Genomic DNA, 20369 nt, shown 5'->3' on the forward strand with positions numbered 1-20369 from the left:
CAAATACAATTATCATGAATAAAAAGATACTATTGGTGCTTTTGGCTCTTGTAATGCTTTCGAACATGCTAGCTAGCTCAAGAGCACTTGCTCAGGATAAAAAAGACGAAAGAACCACCACCACCCGTATTGCCGATTTATTGGCACAATTACCTGCCAGAAACTCAGTACAGTTAGCAGGCAACATGAAAGAAGTTGCAGCGCTGGGTGAAGAAGGTTATGTAACTTTAATCAGCGGCCTAACCCCTCCTGAAAAGGGAAATAATGCGGCAATTGAGTACGCTGTTGGTGGCTTTACCGCTTATGCCACAAAAAGTGATCAGCAAATTTTAAAAAGCATGGCCATTGCTGCCTATTGCAAATCGCTGGCTAAACTAACCGATAAACAGAACAAGGCATTTATCATCAGTCAGTTTGATTTAATTGGGAATGATGCTGCAGTACCTTGTTTAACTGCTTACCTTACAGATGATCAGCTGGCAGACGAAGCCTCGCGGGCATTGGCCAAAATCGGAACAGCTGCTGCAACAAATGCATTGGTTGGTGCCTTAACTAAAGCTAATGGTAAAGCTAAAATTGCCATTGTAGAAGCCCTTGGGCATACCAATGATAAAGCAGCAGCAACAGCTATTGCCCCGCTGGCTGCAAGTAACGATAAATCATTAAGCAAAGTAAGCCTATATGCCCTGGCCAATATTGGCGATGCAGCATCAAAAGAGGTTTTGATAAAAGCAGCTGAACAGGCGGGGTATAAATATGATCCAACCAATGCCGTTGCTGCCTTGTTGCAGTATGCACAAAAAAGTATAGCAACAGATAAAGCCGTTGTAGAAAGTATTGCCAAAACAATTTTAGCTAAGGCAACAGCTGATGATCAGGTAAACGAACGCGTAGCAGCATTAAAATTGCTTTCAGCTACACAAAGCGATCAGCAGGCATTATTGGCCGCAATGGGCGATAAACAATTTGAGTATCGCGCAGCTGCTGTTAAGTTAGCTGCGGCTGGCGTAAATGATGCCAATAGCGCAGCCTGGGTAAATCAACTTAAAAAGGTAGATGCACCTACCCAGGTTTCCATTTTGGATATGCTTGCCAAAAGCAAGGCAAAATCTGCACTGCCTGATGTGCTAAAACTGATTAAAAGTGATGATCAGCAAGTTAAACTGGCAGCCATTAATGCAGCTGTAAAACTTGGCCAGGAAGAAGTATTGGAGGAGTTTTTAAAACTAATGACCAAGGCCAATGCCGCAGATATTACAGGTATCGCCAATGGTATTTTAAGAATAAAAGGTGATGGTGTAGCCACCAAAGTTGCTGCATTTATCCCTAAAGCCAAACCAGAAGTTCAGGTTGCGTTAATTAATATTTTAGCTGCCCGCGCAGCCACAAACCAAACTGCTGTAATATATACCTCCCTGAACAGTAAAAATGCTGAAGTGCGCAAAGCAGCTTTCCATTCACTTAAACATGTTGTTATAGCCGAAAATAAAGCACAATTGTTTGAGCTTTTAAACAAAACTACTGATGCTGGCGAACTTACTGCCCTGCAGGATGCCATTATAGCCTCTGTAAAGGGAACAACAGATAAGGATGCGCAAACGGATGCAATTCTTCAGCAAATGGGAAATACACCAGCTGATAAAAAACTGTTACTGTATAAAGTATTGGGCAGTTTGGGCGGGCAAAAATCATTAAATGCTGTTTCCGAAGCTTATGCCGCAGGTGATGAGGCCACAAAAAAGGCCGCAATTGAAGCACTTTCTTCATGGTCGGATGCTGCCTCAACAGATGAATTGATCAGTATTGCACGCAACACCAGCAATGCTGAATTTTTAAATCAGGCAATTACCGGTTACCTTAATTTAATCAGAAAAACGAACTACCCTGCCGAACAGCGTTTGTTGTTATTACGTAATGCAATGGCAGTAGCAAAAAGCCCTGTGCAGCAGCAACAGATACTTAAAGATACCGAACAGGCCAAATGTTTTAATGCCATTGTTTTTGCAGGTATGTACTTGGATAATGCCCCTTTACAACAGGCGGCGGCAAATGCAGTGATGAATATTACCATGGCTGGAACTTACAATGGTGATATAGTAAAAAACCTATTAACCAAAACCATTGCCGTAATTACCGGTGGCGATGCCGGGTACCAGAAAGAAGGCATGAGGAAGTATATTTCAGAAATGAAAGCCGGCGCAGGTTTTGTTCAGGTTTTTAATGGCAAAGATTTATCTGGTTGGAAAGGCCTTGTAGCCGATCCGATTAAAAGATCAAAAATGGATGCCAAAACTTTAGCGGAGGCACAAAGCAAAGCCGATGCCGAAGCACAGGAAAGCTGGAAAGTAGTAAACGGCGAATTGCAATTTCAGAGCCACGGCAATAACCTCGCTACAGTTAAAAAATATGGTGATTTTGAAATGCTTGTAGACTGGAAAATCATCGACGATAAAAAAGGGGAAGGCGATGCCGGTATTTACTTACGCGGAACGCCTCAGGTGCAAATCTGGGATCTTGCACGTACCAAAGTTGGTGCCCAGGTAGGCTCTGGTGGTTTGTACAACAACCAAACGAACGAAAGCAAACCGCTCAAAGTAGCTGATAATAAGTTAGATGAATGGAACACCTTCAGGATTATAATGAAAGGCGACCGTGTTACCGTTTACCTTAACGGCCAGCTGGTTACCGATAACGTAATTTTGGAAAATTACTGGGATAGAAGTTTGCCTATTTTTGCCGAAGAGCAGATTGAGTTACAGGCACATGGATCGCCTGTGGCCTATCGAGATATTTACATCAAAGAAATTCCCCGCCCTAAACCTTTCGAATTAAGTGCACAAGAAAAAAAAGAAGGTTATAAAGTATTGTTCGATGGTACCAATATGCACAGCTGGACAGGCAATACAACTGATTATGTGATCGAAGATGGAAACATTGCCATCCGTCCGAAACCCGGCAAAGGATCTGGCGGTAATTTATTTACCAAAGAAGAGTTCAGTGATTTTGTTTACCGGTTCGAGTTTCAATTAACCCCGAGCGCAAACAATGGGTTGGGCATAAGAGCACCTTTAGAAGGCGATGCCGCCTATGCAGGTATGGAATTGCAAATTTTAGACAATGATGCCCCGATTTATAAAGACCTTAAAGTATACCAGTACCATGGCTCCGTTTACGGTACTATCCCTGCTAAAAGAGGATTTTTGAAACCAACAGGCGAATGGAATGATGAAGAAGTGATTGCAAAAGGATCTAAAATTAAAGTTATATTAAATGGTACCATTATTTTAGATGGCGATATAGAACCTTTTAAGAAAAACGGTACTCCCGATCATCAGGAGCACCCCGGCTTATTGCGCCAAAGTGGTCATATCGGCTTCCTTGGTCATGGCTCGCCCGTGCAGTTCCGCAACATCAGAATTAAAGATTTGAGCAAAAAAGAAACTGCCCCTAAAGCCTCAACTAAAAAGAAATAATTTAAATTTAGCATTATAATATCCCTGAATAATGACAGAAGATAAGGCAAATTCGAAAACCGAAAATTCGAGAAGAAACTTTATTAAAACAACGGCACTTGCAGCAGCCGGATTTATGATTGTACCCCGCCATGTATTGGGTGGGCCGGGGTTTTTGGCCCCCAGCGATCGCCTGCAATTGGCTGGTATTGGTGCAGGTGGAAAAGGAGAGGGCGATATTGCCAGTATTGTAAGAGGTGGTAAAACAGATGTCGCTTTTTTATGCGATGTAGACGATAGAAGGGCTGCAAACTCCCTTAAAAATTTCCCTAAGGCAAAATATTATAAAGATTACCGTGAGTTACTGGATAAAGAGGGCAAAAATATTGATGCCGTTACCGTATCTACTCCCGATCATACCCATGCACAAATAGCCATGGCGGCCATGCAGCTGGGCAAACATGTATATGTACAAAAGCCCCTTACACACGATATTTATGAGGCCCGGATGCTCACTGAAGCAGCAAAACGCTACAAGGTAGTTACACAGATGGGTAACCAGGGTGCATCGGGCGATGGAGTAAGAAGACTCCAAGAATGGTATGATGCAGGTAGAATAGGGAAAGTACACACGGTTTACTGCTGGACGAACAGGCCGGTATGGCCCCAGGGCATTTCGTGGCCAACAGCAAAAGAAGAGGTGCCGAAAGAACTGGATTGGGACCTTTGGCTAGGCAGTGCACCATATAAAGATTATATCAATAAACTTGTTCCGTTTAATTGGAGGGGTTGGTGGGATTACGGCACCGGGGCCATCGGCGATATGGGCTGCCACCTGGTAGAACCACCTTTCAGAGTGTTGGAGTTGGATACACCGATCAGTGTAGAATGCAGTGTGGGCAGTGTTTATGTGGATGAATTTAAACGGGCCTATCTGCCAGAAAGCTGCCCGCCATCGAGCCATGTTATTTTAACTTTCGCCAAAACACCAAAAACCAAACACGAAGTGCAGGTGCATTGGATGGATGGAGGCATTAAACCCGAACGTCCGGAAGAACTGGGTGCAAATGAAAGTTTCGGCGATAACGGTGTGCTTTTTATCGGTACGAAAGGAAAAATGATTTGCGAAACCTATGGCAAAAACCCAAGGTTATTGCCGCTGTCGCGCAACGAATCAGATAAAACCAAAATTACCATTCCACGTATCATAAACCAGGAAGAAGGCCATTATACACAGTTTGCCGAAGCAGCAATTGCCGGATACGGCAAAATGCAGCTCAGTTCGCCATTTGAAACTGCCGGTCCGCTTACCGAAACCTTGCTTATTGCTAACCTCGCCATCAGGGGAACCGATGTGCAGCGAAGGGATACGGCAGGCAAAATCAGTTACCCTGGTAGGGATATTAAAATGCTTTGGGATAAGGTAAATATGAAAGTTACCAATTTTGATGAAGTAAACCAGTTTGTGAAACGCGAATACCGTAAAGGTTGGTCATTAGGTGTTTAGGATTGATTATGTTAAAAGAAAATAAAAACTTAAAAGTTTTAGTAGTGGGCTGCGGTAACATGGGTGCATCACATGCAACTGCCTACCATACATTGCCAGGTTTTGAAATATGCGGCCTTGTATCAACCGGAAAAAGTAAAGAAATTCTCAACCAAAAATTGGGCGGTCAATATGAGCTTTATACTGATTTTTATGAAGCACTCGCCACTACCAGGCCAGATGCCGTTTGCATTTCTACCTACCCCGATACCCACGAAGCCTATGCAATCAAATCCTTCGAAAGTGGTTGCCATGTATTTATCGAAAAACCCTTAGCCGATAGCGTTGAAGGCGCAATTAAAGTGGCAGAGGCCGCGAAAAAGGCCGGTAAAAAATTATTGGTCGGGTATATTCTGCGCTATCACCCATCATGGGAAAAATTTACACAGTTGACCCAGGAAATGGGAAAACCCCTGGTAATGCGCATGAACCTGAACCAACAAAGCCATGGACCAAAATGGACGGTGCACCGCAACCTGATGAAAAGCTTAAGCCCGATTGTAGATTGTGCCGTTCATTATATTGATATTATGTGCCAGATGACGCGGTCTAAACCCATACAGGTAAGTGCCATTGGTGCAAGGCTAACAGACGATATTCCCGAATGGAATTACAATTACGGGCAGTTGCAGATCCGTTTCGAGGATGGATCTATCGGCTGGTATGAAGCAGGCTGGGGCCCGATGGTAAGCGACAATGCTTTTTTTATTAAAGATGTTTTCGGCCCCAGGGGATCAGTATCCATAATGGCAAAAAAAGCAGGAGCAGCTGGAAACTCTGATAACATAGATGCACATACCAAAACAGAATCAATTAAGGTACACCATGCTGATTTAAATGCCGAGGATGAGTTTAGCAAAGCTGATGAATGGATAGACCTTACCGATGAGCCCGATCACCAGGAACTTTGTAACCGCGAACAACGTTATTTTTTAAAGGCCATAACCGAAGATCTTGTTTTAATTGATGCAACTGATGATGCCGTGAACAGTTTAAGGATTGCCTTTGCCTGCGATGAATCGGTAAAAACAGGTGAAATGATCCGGTTATCATAATTTTTCGCGTCATTTTTATTTTCTTGATCGTTCTGCTAAGTTTGTTTCAACATCTATCATGTGGTGCTTGAGTCAAAAAAGCCTGGTTTTTTGTATCATTGACTTACGAAGTCAGAAATGGGATTACGTTATGGAAGAACTTCGTTAATCTAAATGAAAATCAGGAACATGAACGATAACGATACCACCAGGCTATCACGGCTTACCGCAATTTTAACGCAATTGCAAACGAAGCGACTTTTGACCGCACCAGAGCTGGCCAAACGCTTTTCGGTTAGCATTAGAACAATATATCGCGACATTAAAGCACTGGAGCAGGCTGGTGTTCCTGTTTACACCGAAGAGGGGAAAGGCTACCGGTTGATGGAAGGTTATAAAATACCCCCGGTAATGTTTACCGAAAGCCAGGCAAATGCCTTGATTTTGGCCGAGCAATTGGTGCTTAAAAATAAGGACGCTTCTTTTATTAAAGATTACCTAGAAGCCATCGATAAAATTAAAGCTGTTTTGGGGCATCAGGTAAAGGATAATGTGAATCTTTTGGCTGAACGTACCCGCTTTACTCAAAATTTTAATAACGAACGCAACAGTAATAACCTGTCTGATTTACAATTTGCACTCACCAATTTCTACCTTACCCGGATAGATTATACCAATGAAGCCAACCAAACCAGCAGCCGCTTGATCGAACCTTTTGCACTCTTGAGTACGCAAGAAAATTGGTTGATGGTAGCTTGGTGCCGTTTAAGGCTTGAATTTAGGTTCTTCCGGTTAGATCGCATCAAGAAACTGGAGATGCTTGCTGAGAAATTCAGCCCCCATAAAATGACTTTGCAGGAATATTTCGATAAAAATCATTAACAGGCATATACCCCTGACATAGGGCTGTCAATCGCCCGCATTAGTTTTGCAGTATAAACAAAATTAATGAACATGAACAACCTTTTCAACCCATCTGATACCATAGCCATTTTAGCGCGGATCGAAAAACTTACACCTGCTGCACAAAAACAATGGGGCAAAATGAACGTAAATCAAATGCTTGCACACTGCAATGCATCGCTAGAAACGGCCATGGGCCTGCATAACCCAGCAAGATTAGGTTTTGTTGGCCGCTTGTTCGGTAAACTATTGAAGACAAAATTTTTTAGTGAAGTGCCTTTCCCTAAAAATAGTGCAACTGATAAAAGTTATATCATAAAAGGCAATCCCGATTTTGAAACTGAAAAAGCAAAGGTTATTGAACAGATCAAGACATTTTCTGCAGGAGGTCCGACCATATGTACCAAACATCCTCAGGCATTTTTCGGTCCGCTAACCCCCGAAGAATGGGCACTGATGCAGTGGAAACATTTTGATCATCATTTGCGTCAATTCGGAAATTAATTAGCAATGAATATGGAAAAAGATATTGAAACTTTTTGTCCGGCCAGTCAGGCAGATTGGAGGAAATGGTTAATAGAAAACCATACAGCAAAACAATCCGTTTGGCTTGTTTACTACAAAATAAAATCCAATGTGCCATCTATATCCTGGAGCCAGGCAGTAGATGAAGCACTTTGCTTTGGCTGGATTGATAGTACCGCAAGGCCGATAGATGACCTCACCTTTATGCAGTTCTTTTGTAAACGGAAACCAAATAGTGCATGGTCGAAAATAAACAAAGCGAAAGTTGAACGTTTGATTAATGAGGGATTAATGACTCAGGCAGGGTTTAACAGTATCGAAAAAGCAAAACAGAATGGCTCCTGGATAATTTTGGATGGAGTTGAAGAGCTGAAAATCCCGAAAGATTTATCGGCAGCCTTTAAGGTGCAACGCGGATCGAAACCTTTTTTCTTAAGTTTGAGTAAATCTGTTCAAAAAAGCATCCTGCACTGGCTCGTACTTGCTAAAAAACCTGAAACCAGGCAAAAAAGAATTAATGAAATTGCAATACTGGCAGGCCAAAAGCTCAAACCAAAACAGTTTTGATTAAGATAGTAAATTGGTGATTTTATTTGAGTACTCGTCCTTTAGTAGATGGTTTACAGGTTCTGTTTTAAAAGCAAAAATCCCGCTCTACTTATCGTAAAGCGGGATCGTAGCCCGTAGGGAGAAATTCGCTATTCATTTATTTAAGAACTGAAATATTTAGTTGATAAATTGTCTGAGAAATTCTGATCTGTTAGCAATTATACACCATCGCTATTTTTTTGGTTGAGAAACAGATATTTTTATGATATTCAAATACTAATAAATAATGTAATTATTGCAAATTACAAGTTTGGCAGATTAAATTTAGGTAGATGAGGATATATATTAAACCAACTTTGTTAGCTATTGCAGTTTTTATCGTAATAACTCTTTTATACTCAACATACGAAGCTGAATCAGACGGTTTTACCTTAATCGGATTTCCTTTAGCGTTTAACAAATACACTTATGGCAAAATAGATCCCTCTGATATTGGGTTGGCCCATATTGGCTTTAATACCAGTAATTTTCTATTGGATATGTTGGTGTTAGTGATATTTATTGTAGGATTTAATTTTATATGGATAAAGTATAAAAAAGGATCAAGCGGAAAAGTTGGGGGTAATCGAATAATTTGTTTCTTTTGTAGTTAATAGTAATTACAAATTCCCTTGAATCCAGCCGAACACACCCTTATCAGTTTTTTATTACCAGAAGGCATTCTGGATTATTTCGCAATACTCAAAGTCGAAAAAGAGTCGAAAGAGCTTCAGATCTTTCTTGAAGAGAAGAATGTAGCTCCCTCCGGTTACGGGATAACTGAGCTCGAATCAAAGGGCTTTCTTCCAGAAGTTTCCATTCAGGATTTTCCTATTCGTGGGCAAAAAGTTGCCTTACGTATCAAGAGACGTAGATGGACGGTAAAAAAGACTGGGTATATCATTAGTAGAGATTGGGATTTAGTAAGAAAAGGGACTCGGATGACTACGGAATTCGGTCTTTTTTTAAAAGGAATATTTGGATAACCACCCCATTAGCTGCTATCATTTAGGGCATTATTTCCAAATAGACGGCAAACAACTCCAGGAGCAATATAAAGAGCATATCAGTGATTATAATAGTTGGGATCAGAAAGGGCATGCGAATGATTGGATGCTTTTTGTAAAGAATGTGAGCCCCAGGCTCAGTATTGATGAAACAGCTTTATCCAATGGAGAGCTTTATACTATTGTAACCAATAAGGAAGCCAAAGGTAGAAAGAGTGCTATTGTAGCGATGATCAAGGGTACGGTGGCCGAAAACATTATATCTGTACTGAAAAAGATTCCGGAAAGACTGAGAAAACGGGTGCGGGAAGTAACCATGGATATGGCTGCCAACATGCAATTGGCCATAAAACGATGTTTTGTAAACGCGCATCGGGTAATTGATCGTTTCCATGTTCAGAAATTGGCTTATGATGCAGTTCAGGAAGTTAGGATAAAGTATCGTTGGGAGGCTATCGATGCAGAAAATGAGGATATCGCAACGGCAAAAAAGAACAAAACTGCTTACCATCCAGAAGTGTTGGCTAATGGAGATACTTTAAAGCAATTGCTGGCGCGGAGCAGGTATCTTTTGTTTAAACACCCCTCAAAATGGACACGGAATCAAGAACTTAGAGCAGAGCTACTTTTCATAAGGTATCCCAAATTAAAGAATGCATATAATATTGCCCAAAAATTGGGAGATATATTCAGGTTGTGCAAAAGTAAGGAACAGGCCTTTAAAAGATTGGCAATCTGGTATAATGAGGTCGAAGCATGCGGAATTGATTCCTTTAGGACTGTTGCCAGATCAATTCAATCGCATTACCTGTATATCCTTAACTTCTTTATTAACAGGGCTACAAATGCTTCTGCAGAATCTTTCAATGCAAAGATCAAAGCCTTTAGAGCAACATCGAGAGGTGTAAGGGATATTAAGTTTTTCTTATTCAGATTATCGAAAATATATGCCTAGAGTTTAACTCCCCCAACTTTTCCGCTTGATCCATAAAAAACAATGATGTATAAAATTGTCATTATCTAAAATATATTCCCCACTTGATCCAAAAACTTTCTCAATTTAAAACAGTTTAAAAGCAAAAATCCCGCTCTACTTATCGTAAAGCGGGATTGTAGCCCGTAGGGGAATCGAACCCCTGTTTCCAGAATGAAAATCTGGCGTCCTCACCCCTAGACGAACGGGCCATTTTCAGTTTTATAATTTGAGTCTTCAATTTGCAATAACTGCCAATTGAGAACCACCAACTGAATTGGTAGCGGGGACACGACTCGAACGTGCGACCTTCGGGTTATGAGCCCGACGAGCTACCAACTGCTCCACCCCGCACTCTCATGTATTTTAAAAGGTAATACCAACCTCCAATTTTGCAGTATTGAAACTGATAAAAAAAACCGCGTGGCATTTGCTGCGGTTTCGTAGCCCGTAGGGGAATCGAACCCCTGTTTCCAGAATGAAAATCTGGCGTCCTCACCCCTAGACGAACGGGCCATTTTCAGTTTTAATCTTTAGTTTTCAATTTGCAATTAAAACTGCCAATTGAGCACTACCAACTGAATTGGTAGCGGGGACACGACTCGAACGTGCGACCTTCGGGTTATGAGCCCGACGAGCTACCAACTGCTCCACCCCGCACTCTATACAACTCGTTTTTTTGTTTGAATTAAATCCTTAACTCTGTTTCCGAATTGGAATGCAAAGATATAATTCGTTTCTTTGTGCTGCAAATTTTTTTTAAAAAATATTTTAATGGCGCATAAAGCAGGTTTTGTTAGTATAATAGGTAAACCAAATGTAGGTAAATCTACCCTCATGAATGTGCTTGTAGGCGAGCGACTTAGCATTATAACTCCTAAGGCACAAACCACAAGGCACCGCATTTTAGGGATCGTAAATGAAGAAGAATATCAGATTGTTTTCTCTGATACACCCGGTATAATCAAGCCAAAATACAGTTTACAAGAGAGTATGATGAGCTTTGTGAACGGATCTTTGACCGATGCCGACGTACTTTTGTTCGTAACCGACATTAATGAAGAGCATGATGAAGAAGATGTTCTGGAGAAAATTCTGAACCGCAATATCCCAACAATTGTACTCATTAATAAGATTGATAAAGCAGAGCAGGAAAAGGTAGAAGAGAAAATTGCTTACTGGCAGGAGAAGCTAAATCCGGTTGCGATTTATGCAATTTCTGCTTTACATAAACACAATGTCGACGGATTATTGGACCGTATGCTGGAAATGTTGCCAGAACATCCACCATATTACGACAAAGAAGATTTGACAGATCGTTCAGAACGTTTCTTTGTTTCAGAAATCATTCGCGAAAAAATCTTCCTTAATTATCAGAAAGAAATTCCCTACAGTACCGAGGTAATTGTGAAAAGCTTTAAGGAAGAGGAAATGAAAAATGGCAAAGGTGCAATGGTGAGGATTACTGCAGAAATTGTGGTAGAACGCGATTCGCAGAAAAACATTTTGATAGGCACAGGCGGTAGTATGTTAAAGAAAGTAGGTACCGAAGCGCGTTTAGAAATTGAAAAGTTTTTGGATACCAAGGTTTTCCTGGAAATGTTTGTCAAAGTAATTCCAGATTGGAGAAGCAAAAAGAATTACTTAAAAAGCTTTGGTTACGACAATTAATTTCGATTTTTATTGTATGAAAAAAAATTTAACGTTTCTCTTACTACTAATCTGTACAACAGTTTTCGCCCAGGAATCGAATAATGGGAAAAAATTGTGGGCAAAATCCATCCTCAATGAAAAAGCACCAGAACTTGTGGTGGAGAAATGGATCTCACAAAAGCCAGATACCAAAGGTAAATTCGTACTGATTGATTTTTGGGCAACCTGGTGTGGCCCGTGTAGGGCGTACATTCCTACTTTGAACGATATTCAGAAAAAATATGCTGATAAATTGGTAATTATTGGTGTTTCTGATGAAACTGTAGAAAAAGTAGAAGCTTTTAACAACCCAAAGATCAATTATTTTGAAGCCATTGATACCAAAGGAACAGTGAAAAATTTAATTGAAGTAAAAGGTATTCCGCATGCCATTCTAATCGATCCGAAAGGAATTGTAAGGTGGGAGGGCTTTCCATTGTTGCAAGGAAACCAATTGACCGAAGAAGTAATAAAAGGACTTTTAGATAAGTATAAAAATTAATATTAATGGAGGTTACGAAAATTAAGCGTACCTTTGCAGCCCGAAATAAATCGGTTAGTAGTTGATAGTCAATGGCTGATAGCCAAATAGTTTTGAGCAGCTTGCCCAAACACCACGACCGTTAACTATAAGCCATTAACTATCAATAGAACACCCATGAGTAATATTATAGCCATCGTAGGCAGGCCAAACGTAGGCAAGAGTACCCTTTTTAACAGACTAACTGAAAGCCGTAAGGCCATTGTTGATGACATGAGCGGTGTAACCCGCGACAGGCATTATGGAGTGGGCGAATGGACGAACAGACAATTTACCGTAATTGATACCGGTGGTTATGTTGCCAACTCAGAAGATGTTTATGAAGCAGCCATTCGTGAGCAGGTAATGATTGCCATTGAAGAAGCCAGTGTGCTGGTTTTTATGGTGGATGTAACTACAGGCATAACCGATCTTGATGATGACATTGCCCAGGTATTGCGCAGAAGTAATAAGCCTGTTTATGTTTGTGCCAATAAAGTAGATAATACTGCTTTATATAATGAAATCCATACTTTTTATGGTTTCGGATTAGGAGAAGTATACCCATTATCATCAATGACGGGTTCTGGAACAGGAGAATTGCTGGACGAGATTGTTAAAAACTTCGAAGATATTCCTGAAGAAGAAAATCAGTTGCCTAAGATTACCATAGCAGGCAGGCCTAATGTAGGTAAATCCTCTTTGGTAAATGCATTGATCGGTAAAGAGCGTAACATCGTTACTGCTAATGCAGGTACCACCCGCGATTCGATTAAAATTCATTACAATCAATTCGGACATGAGTTTATGTTAATTGATACTGCCGGATTACGTAAGAAAACGAAGGTTAAAGAGAACTTAGAGTTTTATTCGGTAATGCGTACCATCAAAGCTTTAGAAGAAGCTGATGTTGTGGTATTGATGATTGATGCTGTTGAAGGAATCGAAAGTCAGGATATAAATATCTTCCATTTGGCAGAAAAAAACAAAAAAGGGATTGTAATTTTGGTAAACAAATGGGATTTGATCGAAAAAAATACCCAAACCATGAAAGCTTTCGAAGACCAGATTCACGAACGCATCCGTCCTTTTACTGATGTGCCAATTATTTTTACTTCTGTATTAAACAAACAACGTATTTTCAAAGCAATTGAAGCCGCTTTAGAAGTTTATAAAAACCGCAGTAAGAAAATTCCTACATCTAAATTAAATGATGTAATGTTGCCGTTGATCGAGAAATTTCCACCACCGGCACTAAAAGGAAAACACATTAAAATTAAATACATCACGCAAATTAATGCCACTTCGCCAATGTTTGCCTTTTTCTGCAACTTGCCACAGTACATTAAAGATCCATATAAACGTTTTATTGAAAATAAATTAAGAGAAAACTTCGATTTCTCTGGGGCACCTATCCAAATTTATTTCAGACAGAAATAGGTTAGGGGCTTCAAGGTACATATCTTAAGGAGAAAATACCAAGAAATATTATTAAAACAGGGCTGCATTCCATAGCGGAAGCGGCCCTGTTTTGTTTTTGTCATTCTGAATAAGCATTTACGGAACATTTGGACTGAAGCGGCATTTATAGAGAGGTCGTCATTCCCAACCCGATAGCTATCGGGTTGATTGGGAATCTAAATGCACTAACCTTTAAGATTCCCATCCGCGGGGGAATGACGGGCGATAGCCACAATCTGTAATTTATCGGTAACTTTGGCAAATGCAAATCCAAGTTCAAAATAGTCTTTCAAGCGATATCGATACCATTTTCGAGTTTTATGATATGGCTGTAGCCCATCAAAAAAAAGTATTCAATAAACATTGGCAGGGCTTCAGTAGAGAGATGGTCCAAAATGAAATTGATGAGAGCCGCCAATATAAAATATTGGTTGATGGCATTGTAGCCTGTGTTTTTGCTGTTACTTTTAATGATAAGTTAATTTGGGGCGATCGCGACCAAGATGCCATTTATATCCACCGTATAGTTACACATCCCGAATTTCGGGGTTATGCTTTTGTTAAGGAAATTATCAAATGGGCAAAAGTTTACGCTCTCCAGAATAGCATAAAATTTATCAGGATGGATACCTGGGCCGATAATGAAAAACTGCTCGAATATTACACCGGATCGGGTTTCAATTATGTTGGCGTTGTAACAATGGAACAAACAGATGGTTTACCTAAGCATTACGAAGGCATTAGTTTGAGTTTATTTGAGATTCTGCTGTAATTATAAAACGGTCGTCATGCTGAACTTGTTTCAGCATCTTTCATGTAAAAAATAACCTTGTTGGATAGATCCTGAAATAAATTCAGGATGACGGTAACTACATAGATTCTATTCAGACATATTTTTAATTCGTGTCGGTAAAACTTACTTCAAATCAATCTTCCAGCTCAACATATCATCTACTTCGCCAATATGTTTAAAGTTATTCTTTTCCAATATAGAATAGGATGCCACATTATCTTTTGTAGTGGCCGCGAAAACAGATTTTACCTTTGGTTGCGCTTTTGCCCACTCAATTAATCTGCCTACTGCCTCCGTCATAAATCCTTTGCCCCTAAATTCTTCATAAGTACCGTAACCAATTTCAATTTCACCGTTCGCATCAGGTTCACCAACAAAACTAATTTCACCAATCATTCTTCGGTCGGGTTTGGAAATGATTGTCCAAAGTGTGTGGTATAAATAGTCTTTATCCTTATCAAAAACATGAGGTAAAATCGTTTGTTCAAGAGCAGACTGCAAAGAGGGGGAAATATTTTTTTTGGTTGGTAAAAGGTCGAATTCTTTTTCCAGCGAATGATCGTCTTTAATGTATTTTAAAAGTTGATCGTGTGTTAAAGGCTTTAAAATGAGGCGTTCAGTTTCTATCATTTTCGAGAGTATTAAACAGACCAATATATGCTATGGATTTTTAATAACAATAAAAACAGCATGAGTTTTGGTGAATTCTATAAAAAACAAAATTTATCTCAATCAGAGACCGTGAATCAATGTTTTTCTATAATTAGAATACTTTTATTACCTGGCCGCTAACAATTCCAAAAACACTTTTCTCAAAAGCCTTAACCACTTTATCCATCGTTACCGGAATCTCTCCCGGGAACGAATCAAAATAGGCAGGTGAATCTTCAACCACATTTGGACTGATCACGTTTAAGCGAATGCCATTATCAAGTTCGGGTGCTGCTGCATAACGAAAGCATTTAAACCTCCGTTAACTGTGCTTAGGGCAGCACCTGCCGCAACAGGATGATCAGACAATATTCCCGATATTAAACTAAAAGAACCACCCTTGCTAATGTAATGCTGGCCGATAAGTACCAAATTAACCTGCCCTAATAACTTATCCAGCAATCCGCTTTTAAATACTTCCCCCGTCATTTGGTTTAAAGGTGCAAATGGTGCTTTTCCGCTGGTGCTAATTAAGGCATCAAACTCGCCAATCTTTTCAAACATGGCTTTTATAGATGTTTCATCCGTAATATCTACCTGAACATCACCAGAAGTATTTCCCACACGGATTACTTCATGCTTTTGCGCAAATGCTTCAGCCACCTTTTTACCGAGCGTACCTGTTGCGCCAATAATTACTATTTTCATGTTAATTGATTTAATTTAAAAACACTTATTCAGCATCGGTATTAAACATCAATCAGCTTGAAATGTTTGTGTTGCAAGGAGGTATTCAATACAATTGTAGCTACCAGAATTTGAGGAGCCATCTAATTAAATAATCTAAAGGAATGTAGACTTTATTGAAGGTTAAGAAGTGCCTGCCTTACCGCATTATCGGTTTGGTTTGCGGCTTTGTAATACCCCACATCACCCAAATAATAGCGGCAAAGTAAAGCCTTTAAATCATTAAGGATAATCGTTTTTGAATTGTATAACTGAAATCGATCTATTTGTACATTTTTACGTTGTAAAAATCCTATAAAATCTTTAAAGTCGTTATCGTTTATAGTGAAGATATTGATATTCTGCTCCACAAATGAGGCACTGTATTTTGCGGTGAGTACATTAAAAACGTAATCAGAAAGTACTTTTTTACTCACCAGAGTGCTGTAAAATTTATTATAGCCGGTGGTGTCCAATTTTACAAAAATATCGGGCTGGATGCCCCCCAAAGGTTTAACTTTTTTTGTAGGCTGGATATTTACACCTTCAGTTTTTTCAATCGAATCCTGAAAAGAAGTACGGTCGCCAGTTAATTCCCCATCCATCATGCGTTCATCAAGTTCGTGTTTATAGGCATCATAACCTTTTTTGTAAGATTTCTGAATGCTACGGCCCGATGGAGTATAATACCTGGCGATGGTTAAATTCAGCGCAGAGCCATCGCCAAAGGCAAATTGCTCCTGTACCAATCCTTTACCAAAAGATCGGCGGCCAACAATAATTCCGCGACCTAAATCCTGAATTGCCCCGGCTACAATTTCACTGGCCGAAGCTGTATTTTCATTAATTAATACCGCCAGCTTGCCATTTTGAAAAGCACCAGTTCCTGTAGAAAAATAATCGGTTCGTGGTTCATGTTTTCCCTGCGTATACACGATAAGTTTATTCTCAGCCAAAAACTGATCTGCAAGGCCAGTTGCAGCGGTAAAATAACCACCACCATTATCCCGGAGATCGAGGATGAGCTTCTTCATTCCCTTTGCTTTCAGGTTATTTGCAGCAACAGAGAAATCATTGTCTGTATTGGCACCAAATTTACTTATTCTTACATAACCGGTTTCATTGTTGATCATGTAAGCCGCATCAATACTACTAATATTTACTTTGCCACGGGTAACCATAATCCGGTTGGTTTGTGGTGCACCAGGATGTAAAAGAACCACGCTAACTCCTGTGCCCGACCTGCCTTTAAACCGGCCGGTAAGTTGGTCTTTTGGTAAATTTCTTCCACTTACTGTGGTAGAATCAATACTTAAAATTTTATCCCCCAGTTTTATGCCTGCCTGGTAAGCAGGGCCATCTTTTACCACTCCGGTAACCATCATGGTATCATTCAGCATATAATACTCTATACCTACCCCTTCAAAGTTTCCTTCAAGGTTATCTGTCATATCCTGCGCATCGGTTGGTGGCAGGTAAACACTATGCGGATCGAGTTGGTGTAAAACACTATCTATCGGTAAATTTTGAAGCGAATCTGTATTGATGTCATCAACATAATTTCCGTTGATGATGTGTAAAATCTCATTTAATTTTTCATCGCTGTTGCTGGCAAGCTGAGGACTTTTTTTTACGCCAAAACCTTGATCTTTAATAAATTTTATGCCCAAAAACATGCCTGCTATTAAAATAACAGAATAGCTCAAAGCAATCAACATGTTGTTACGGGTATTTTTTTTCATCGGCGTTACTGCAAATTTATGAAAATAAGCGGGTTGATATATTTTTTAACTGCTTTTTAGTGTCTTTTGTTTATAATAATTAACATAAATTAACCCAACCTGGGTATATATTGAAATTTATAGCGCATATTTTTGGATTTTTAAGGCAGTTTTTAAAAAGAATTTACCGAATTTTATCAAAATTAAATTTATGAACAGAGTTACCGAGCAAGAATCTAATTATAACCACATCGATCAGATGTCGGTGTTAGAAGTTCTGCAGGGCATTAATAACGAAGATAAAACAGTTGCATTTGCAGTAGAAAAATCTTTGCCTCAGATCGAAAAACTAACATCGGCAGTTGCCGAGCGGATGAAAAAAGGTGGTCGTCTTTTTTATATAGGCGCAGGTACCAGCGGCCGTTTGGGGGTGGTAGATGCATCCGAATGTCCACCTACTTATGGCGTTCCATTTGATTGGGTTGTGGGCATTATTGCCGGTGGCGATACCGCCATCAGGAAAGCTGTAGAATTTGCTGAAGATGATGCCGAGCAAGCCTGGAAAGATTTGCAGGAATTCAATATTAATGAGAAAGATTGCCTGGTGGGTTTGGCTGCATCAGGTACTACACCATATGTAATTGGGGGTTTAAATACTGCCCGCAAACATGGCATATTAACCGGATGTATTGTATGTAATACTGGCGGACCTATTGCAGCAGAATCTGATTTTCCGGTAGAAGTAGTGGTTGGACCAGAATTCGTAACCGGATCTACACGAATGAAATCCGGCACGGCGCAAAAACTGGTATTAAATATGTTAAGCACTACAGTTATGGTGCAGTTAGGGCGTGTGGTTGGCAATAAAATGGTAGATATGCAGTTAACCAATCATAAATTAGTGGATAGAGGGACGCAAATGGTTGCCGATGAACTGAATATTGGTTACGATGAAGCCGCAGAATTGTTAACCCGTTACGGAAGTGTACGTAAAGCAGTAGAAGCAGGACATTAGAAATGATAGAAAAATAGATTGAATGATTGTACTCATTCAATAATTTATCTATTCAATAAATAAAAATTATGCACGAGATAGAGCCTTATTACCAGTGGAGAGATGATTATATTTCGGCAGAAGATGAGCGGTCGCCATTTTACAATACCGAATATTCTGAACTTTACTTCGATAAGCAGATATATAACTTTTTATTGCACCCGCAATGGGACGAATTTGGTTCCAATACACTTTATATGAAAGTGTTGTATGCCGATTACGACCGCAGTTACGCCATTATTGAATTTATAGGTGAGTGGAACGATGCCATTAACAACGATATAATGTTAATGAAGCGTGATATTTTAGAACTCATGATGGATGAAGGCATTAATAAATTTATCCTTATCGGTGAAAATGTATTGAATTTCCATGCATCCGACGATAGTTATTACGAAGAGTGGTTTCAGGAAGTAGAAGATGGCTGGATTGTTGGTGTCAATTTTCAGGAGCATGTAATTACCGAGTTCAGGGATAATAACATCGATTATTACATTAACTTTGGGGGTGCTTTTGACCATCTGCCATGGCGAACATTAAAGCCCTTACAATTCTTTAAAAAAGTTGAAGAACTGCTGACAAAAAGATTGAACTAAATATTTATTTTTATATAGTTAAATACACAAAATTTAAAATGGAACAACAAAATTATCAATATCAAGACAACAGTGTTTTTGTACAGGAAAAATCTGTTTCTAAAAAATTCTTTGCAAACGTTTTCTTATGGATGTTCGTTGCATTGCTATTATCTACGCTTTCAGCTTTTTACATTTCGAACAGTGAGAGTGCATTAAGGTCGTTAATCGACTTTGAAACAGGTAGAAGAACAGCTTTAGGTTATGTAGCCATGTTTGCGCCACTTGGATTAGTTTTATTAATGGGCGCGGGTTTTAACAAATTATCTTATGGTGCACTATTAGGCGTTTTTGTGCTTTTCTCTATTTTATTAGGAGTGAGTTTGAGCTTTATCCTTTTAATTTATACGGGAGCCTCAATCATTACCTGTTTTGCAGCTGCTGCTGGTATTTTTGGCATTATGGCTTTTATGGGCTATACTACTAATATCGACTTAAGTAAGTTTGGTCCTATCTTAATGGTAGGTGTTGCTGGATTATTTATTGCGAGCATTCTTAACATGTTTATTAAAAGCGAACAATTTAGCCTGATTATGGCCTTTGTAGGTATTGCAGTATTTACTGCGTTAACTGCATATGATGTGCAGAAAATCAAAAGAATTGGGATGGGAATCCAAGAGAGCGGAGAAGCAATTCCAGAAGCAGATACTAAAAAACTGGCAATAATGGCGGCTTTAAATTTGTATCTGGATTTCATCAATATCTTCCTTTTCTTACTCCGTATTTTCGGAAGCAGAAAATAGACATTAACAAAACAATATTCTTAAGGCCGTGCAGAATTGCATGGCCTTTGTAATTTTATTTGGCAGCAAAGCGATAAATTTTGGAATTGATGTAGCTTTGTTGCATTTTTGTATGCTTATTAAGAAAGACGGAGGGATTAGACCCAACGAAGTCTTAGCAACCTGTAACCGTACAAGGTGCTAAATTCTATCCTGAATTATTCGGGACCAGATAAGTTTAGGATTACGATTCACGTACCAACTTTTTAAATAAGCCTTTTAGAGACTTGAGATTATAGATTTGAGACTATAGATCTGAGACCATAGATTTGAGACCGTAGATTTGAAAGTTGAGACATAGCGTCT

At 39.5% G+C, this 20369-nt stretch carries 20 protein-coding genes, 4 tRNA genes and 1 riboswitch; of the genes, 16 read left to right on the forward strand and 8 right to left on the reverse strand.

Going from position 1 to position 20369, the window contains the following annotated elements:
- Nucleotides 1–14 precede the first annotated feature (14 nt).
- The 9 genes from ACZZZW_RS03925 to ACZZZW_RS03965 all read left to right on the forward strand — a co-directional run bounded on the left by ACZZZW_RS03925 (nt 15) and on the right by ACZZZW_RS03965 (nt 10010).
- Entirely contained in the window at nt 15–3473 is a 3459-nt protein-coding gene (locus tag ACZZZW_RS03925; RefSeq protein ID WP_463492329.1) for a 3-keto-alpha-glucoside-1,2-lyase-like domain-containing protein, read from the forward strand.
- Nucleotides 3474–3504: 31 nt separating this feature from the next.
- Nucleotides 3505–4959 carry a Gfo/Idh/MocA family protein gene (locus ACZZZW_RS03930; RefSeq protein ID WP_463492330.1) on the forward strand — a complete coding sequence of 485 codons (1455 nt, stop codon included), beginning with the start codon at nt 3505–3507 and terminating at the stop codon, nt 4957–4959.
- An 8-nt stretch (nt 4960–4967) separates the two neighbouring features.
- A complete protein-coding gene (locus ACZZZW_RS03935; RefSeq protein WP_463492331.1) occupies nt 4968–6053 on the forward strand; it encodes a Gfo/Idh/MocA family protein in 1086 nt (361 codons plus the stop codon).
- 153 nt (nt 6054–6206) lie between these two features.
- Nucleotides 6207–6914, forward strand: coding sequence for a helix-turn-helix transcriptional regulator (locus tag ACZZZW_RS03940; RefSeq protein ID WP_463492332.1), 708 nt, complete (start codon nt 6207–6209; stop codon nt 6912–6914).
- Between the two features lie 72 nt (nt 6915–6986).
- Nucleotides 6987–7439 carry a DUF1569 domain-containing protein gene (locus tag ACZZZW_RS03945; protein WP_463492333.1) on the forward strand — a complete coding sequence of 151 codons (453 nt, stop codon included), beginning with the start codon at nt 6987–6989 and terminating at the stop codon, nt 7437–7439.
- Between the two features lie 12 nt (nt 7440–7451).
- Nucleotides 7452–8027, forward strand: coding sequence for a YdeI/OmpD-associated family protein (locus ACZZZW_RS03950; RefSeq protein ID WP_463492334.1), 576 nt, complete (start codon nt 7452–7454; stop codon nt 8025–8027).
- A gap of 314 nt (nt 8028–8341) precedes the next feature.
- A complete protein-coding gene (locus tag ACZZZW_RS03955; protein WP_463492335.1) occupies nt 8342–8662 on the forward strand; it encodes a hypothetical protein in 321 nt (106 codons plus the stop codon).
- A gap of 18 nt (nt 8663–8680) precedes the next feature.
- Entirely contained in the window at nt 8681–9034 is a 354-nt protein-coding gene (locus tag ACZZZW_RS03960) for an ISAon1 family transposase N-terminal region protein (protein WP_463492336.1), read from the forward strand.
- Nucleotides 9027–10010: an ISAon1 family transposase gene (locus tag ACZZZW_RS03965; protein ID WP_463492337.1), complete on the forward strand. Its 984-nt coding sequence runs from the start codon at nt 9027–9029 to the stop codon at nt 10008–10010. The genes ACZZZW_RS03960 and ACZZZW_RS03965 overlap by 8 nt, the downstream gene beginning before the upstream one ends.
- 158 nt (nt 10011–10168) lie before the next feature.
- Here ACZZZW_RS03965 and ACZZZW_RS03970 read toward each other — a convergent pair.
- The 4 genes from ACZZZW_RS03970 to ACZZZW_RS03985 form a co-directional block, all read right to left on the reverse strand.
- Nucleotides 10169–10240, reverse strand: a tRNA-Glu gene (locus tag ACZZZW_RS03970).
- Between the two features lie 66 nt (nt 10241–10306).
- Nucleotides 10307–10382 (reverse strand) — tRNA-Met (locus ACZZZW_RS03975).
- Between the two features lie 90 nt (nt 10383–10472).
- Nucleotides 10473–10544: transfer RNA gene (locus ACZZZW_RS03980), tRNA-Glu, on the reverse strand.
- Between the two features lie 68 nt (nt 10545–10612).
- Nucleotides 10613–10688: transfer RNA gene (locus tag ACZZZW_RS03985), tRNA-Met, on the reverse strand.
- A gap of 114 nt (nt 10689–10802) precedes the next feature.
- On the opposite strand from ACZZZW_RS03985, the gene era reads away from it, so the two are divergent.
- From era to ACZZZW_RS04005, 4 genes are all read left to right on the forward strand, one after another.
- Nucleotides 10803–11699, forward strand: coding sequence for a GTPase Era (gene era, locus ACZZZW_RS03990; RefSeq protein WP_055908902.1), 897 nt, complete (start codon nt 10803–10805; stop codon nt 11697–11699).
- A 16-nt stretch (nt 11700–11715) separates the two neighbouring features.
- Complete coding sequence (locus ACZZZW_RS03995; RefSeq protein ID WP_463492338.1) at nt 11716–12222, forward strand: TlpA family protein disulfide reductase; 507 nt, start codon at nt 11716–11718, stop codon at nt 12220–12222.
- Nucleotides 12223–12378: 156 nt separating this feature from the next.
- Entirely contained in the window at nt 12379–13680 is a 1302-nt protein-coding gene (gene der / locus ACZZZW_RS04000; RefSeq protein ID WP_055908896.1) for a ribosome biogenesis GTPase Der, read from the forward strand.
- A gap of 283 nt (nt 13681–13963) precedes the next feature.
- Nucleotides 13964–14473, forward strand: coding sequence for a GNAT family N-acetyltransferase (locus tag ACZZZW_RS04005; protein ID WP_463492339.1), 510 nt, complete (start codon nt 13964–13966; stop codon nt 14471–14473).
- 144 nt (nt 14474–14617) lie between these two features.
- Here the strand turns inward: ACZZZW_RS04005 and ACZZZW_RS04010 are convergent, their stop codons facing one another.
- From ACZZZW_RS04010 to ACZZZW_RS04025, 4 genes are all read right to left on the reverse strand, one after another.
- Nucleotides 14618–15124 (reverse strand): GNAT family N-acetyltransferase, encoded by a 507-nt coding sequence (locus ACZZZW_RS04010; protein ID WP_463492340.1) that lies wholly within the window; start codon nt 15122–15124, stop codon nt 14618–14620.
- Nucleotides 15125–15257: 133 nt separating this feature from the next.
- Entirely contained in the window at nt 15258–15404 is a 147-nt protein-coding gene (locus tag ACZZZW_RS04015; protein ID WP_463492341.1) for a hypothetical protein, read from the reverse strand.
- Nucleotides 15405–15406: 2 nt separating this feature from the next.
- Nucleotides 15407–15853, reverse strand: a complete 447-nt coding sequence (locus ACZZZW_RS04020) for a short chain dehydrogenase (RefSeq protein WP_463492342.1) — start codon at nt 15851–15853, stop codon at nt 15407–15409.
- Nucleotides 15854–16005: 152 nt separating this feature from the next.
- Nucleotides 16006–17613: a S41 family peptidase gene (locus ACZZZW_RS04025; protein WP_463492343.1), complete on the reverse strand. Its 1608-nt coding sequence runs from the start codon at nt 17611–17613 to the stop codon at nt 16006–16008.
- 190 nt (nt 17614–17803) lie between these two features.
- Between ACZZZW_RS04025 and murQ the strand changes: the two genes are divergently transcribed.
- The 3 genes from murQ (at nt 17804) to ACZZZW_RS04040 (ending at nt 20024) form a co-directional block, all read left to right on the forward strand.
- Nucleotides 17804–18607, forward strand: coding sequence for an N-acetylmuramic acid 6-phosphate etherase (murQ, locus tag ACZZZW_RS04030; protein WP_055908884.1), 804 nt, complete (start codon nt 17804–17806; stop codon nt 18605–18607).
- A 68-nt stretch (nt 18608–18675) separates the two neighbouring features.
- Nucleotides 18676–19242: a hypothetical protein gene (locus ACZZZW_RS04035; protein WP_055908881.1), complete on the forward strand. Its 567-nt coding sequence runs from the start codon at nt 18676–18678 to the stop codon at nt 19240–19242.
- A 38-nt stretch (nt 19243–19280) separates the two neighbouring features.
- Nucleotides 19281–20024, forward strand: coding sequence for a Bax inhibitor-1/YccA family protein (locus ACZZZW_RS04040; protein WP_055908879.1), 744 nt, complete (start codon nt 19281–19283; stop codon nt 20022–20024).
- A gap of 113 nt (nt 20025–20137) precedes the next feature.
- Nucleotides 20138–20242, forward strand: a riboswitch (SAM riboswitch).
- Nucleotides 20243–20369 lie beyond the last annotated feature (127 nt).

This window comes from Pedobacter sp. AC379 (assembly GCF_979258145.1).

Bases quoted from the DNA above. Each gene is read 5' to 3' on its own strand.
- ACZZZW_RS04025 (WP_463492343.1), bottom strand. From the start codon at position 17,613: ATGAAAAAAAATACCCGTAACAACATGTTGATTGCTTTGAGCTATTCT.
- ACZZZW_RS03940 (WP_463492332.1), top strand. From the start codon at position 6,207: ATGAAAATCAGGAACATGAACGATAACGATACCACCAGGCTATCACGG.
- ACZZZW_RS04020 (WP_463492342.1), bottom strand. From the start codon at position 15,853: ATGAAAATAGTAATTATTGGCGCAACAGGTACGCTCGGTAAAAAGGTG.
- ACZZZW_RS03945 (WP_463492333.1), top strand. From the start codon at position 6,987: ATGAACAACCTTTTCAACCCATCTGATACCATAGCCATTTTAGCGCGG.
- era (WP_055908902.1), top strand. From the start codon at position 10,803: ATGGCGCATAAAGCAGGTTTTGTTAGTATAATAGGTAAACCAAATGTA.
- ACZZZW_RS04010 (WP_463492340.1), bottom strand. From the start codon at position 15,124: ATGATAGAAACTGAACGCCTCATTTTAAAGCCTTTAACACACGATCAA.
- ACZZZW_RS04040 (WP_055908879.1), top strand. From the start codon at position 19,281: ATGGAACAACAAAATTATCAATATCAAGACAACAGTGTTTTTGTACAG.
- ACZZZW_RS04035 (WP_055908881.1), top strand. From the start codon at position 18,676: ATGCACGAGATAGAGCCTTATTACCAGTGGAGAGATGATTATATTTCG.
- ACZZZW_RS03930 (WP_463492330.1), top strand. From the start codon at position 3,505: ATGACAGAAGATAAGGCAAATTCGAAAACCGAAAATTCGAGAAGAAAC.
- ACZZZW_RS04005 (WP_463492339.1), top strand. From the start codon at position 13,964: ATGCAAATCCAAGTTCAAAATAGTCTTTCAAGCGATATCGATACCATT.
- murQ (WP_055908884.1), top strand. From the start codon at position 17,804: ATGAACAGAGTTACCGAGCAAGAATCTAATTATAACCACATCGATCAG.
- ACZZZW_RS03950 (WP_463492334.1), top strand. From the start codon at position 7,452: ATGGAAAAAGATATTGAAACTTTTTGTCCGGCCAGTCAGGCAGATTGG.
- ACZZZW_RS03995 (WP_463492338.1), top strand. From the start codon at position 11,716: ATGAAAAAAAATTTAACGTTTCTCTTACTACTAATCTGTACAACAGTT.
- ACZZZW_RS03935 (WP_463492331.1), top strand. From the start codon at position 4,968: ATGTTAAAAGAAAATAAAAACTTAAAAGTTTTAGTAGTGGGCTGCGGT.
- der (WP_055908896.1), top strand. From the start codon at position 12,379: ATGAGTAATATTATAGCCATCGTAGGCAGGCCAAACGTAGGCAAGAGT.
- ACZZZW_RS03925 (WP_463492329.1), top strand. From the start codon at position 15: ATGAATAAAAAGATACTATTGGTGCTTTTGGCTCTTGTAATGCTTTCG.
- ACZZZW_RS03955 (WP_463492335.1), top strand. From the start codon at position 8,342: ATGAGGATATATATTAAACCAACTTTGTTAGCTATTGCAGTTTTTATC.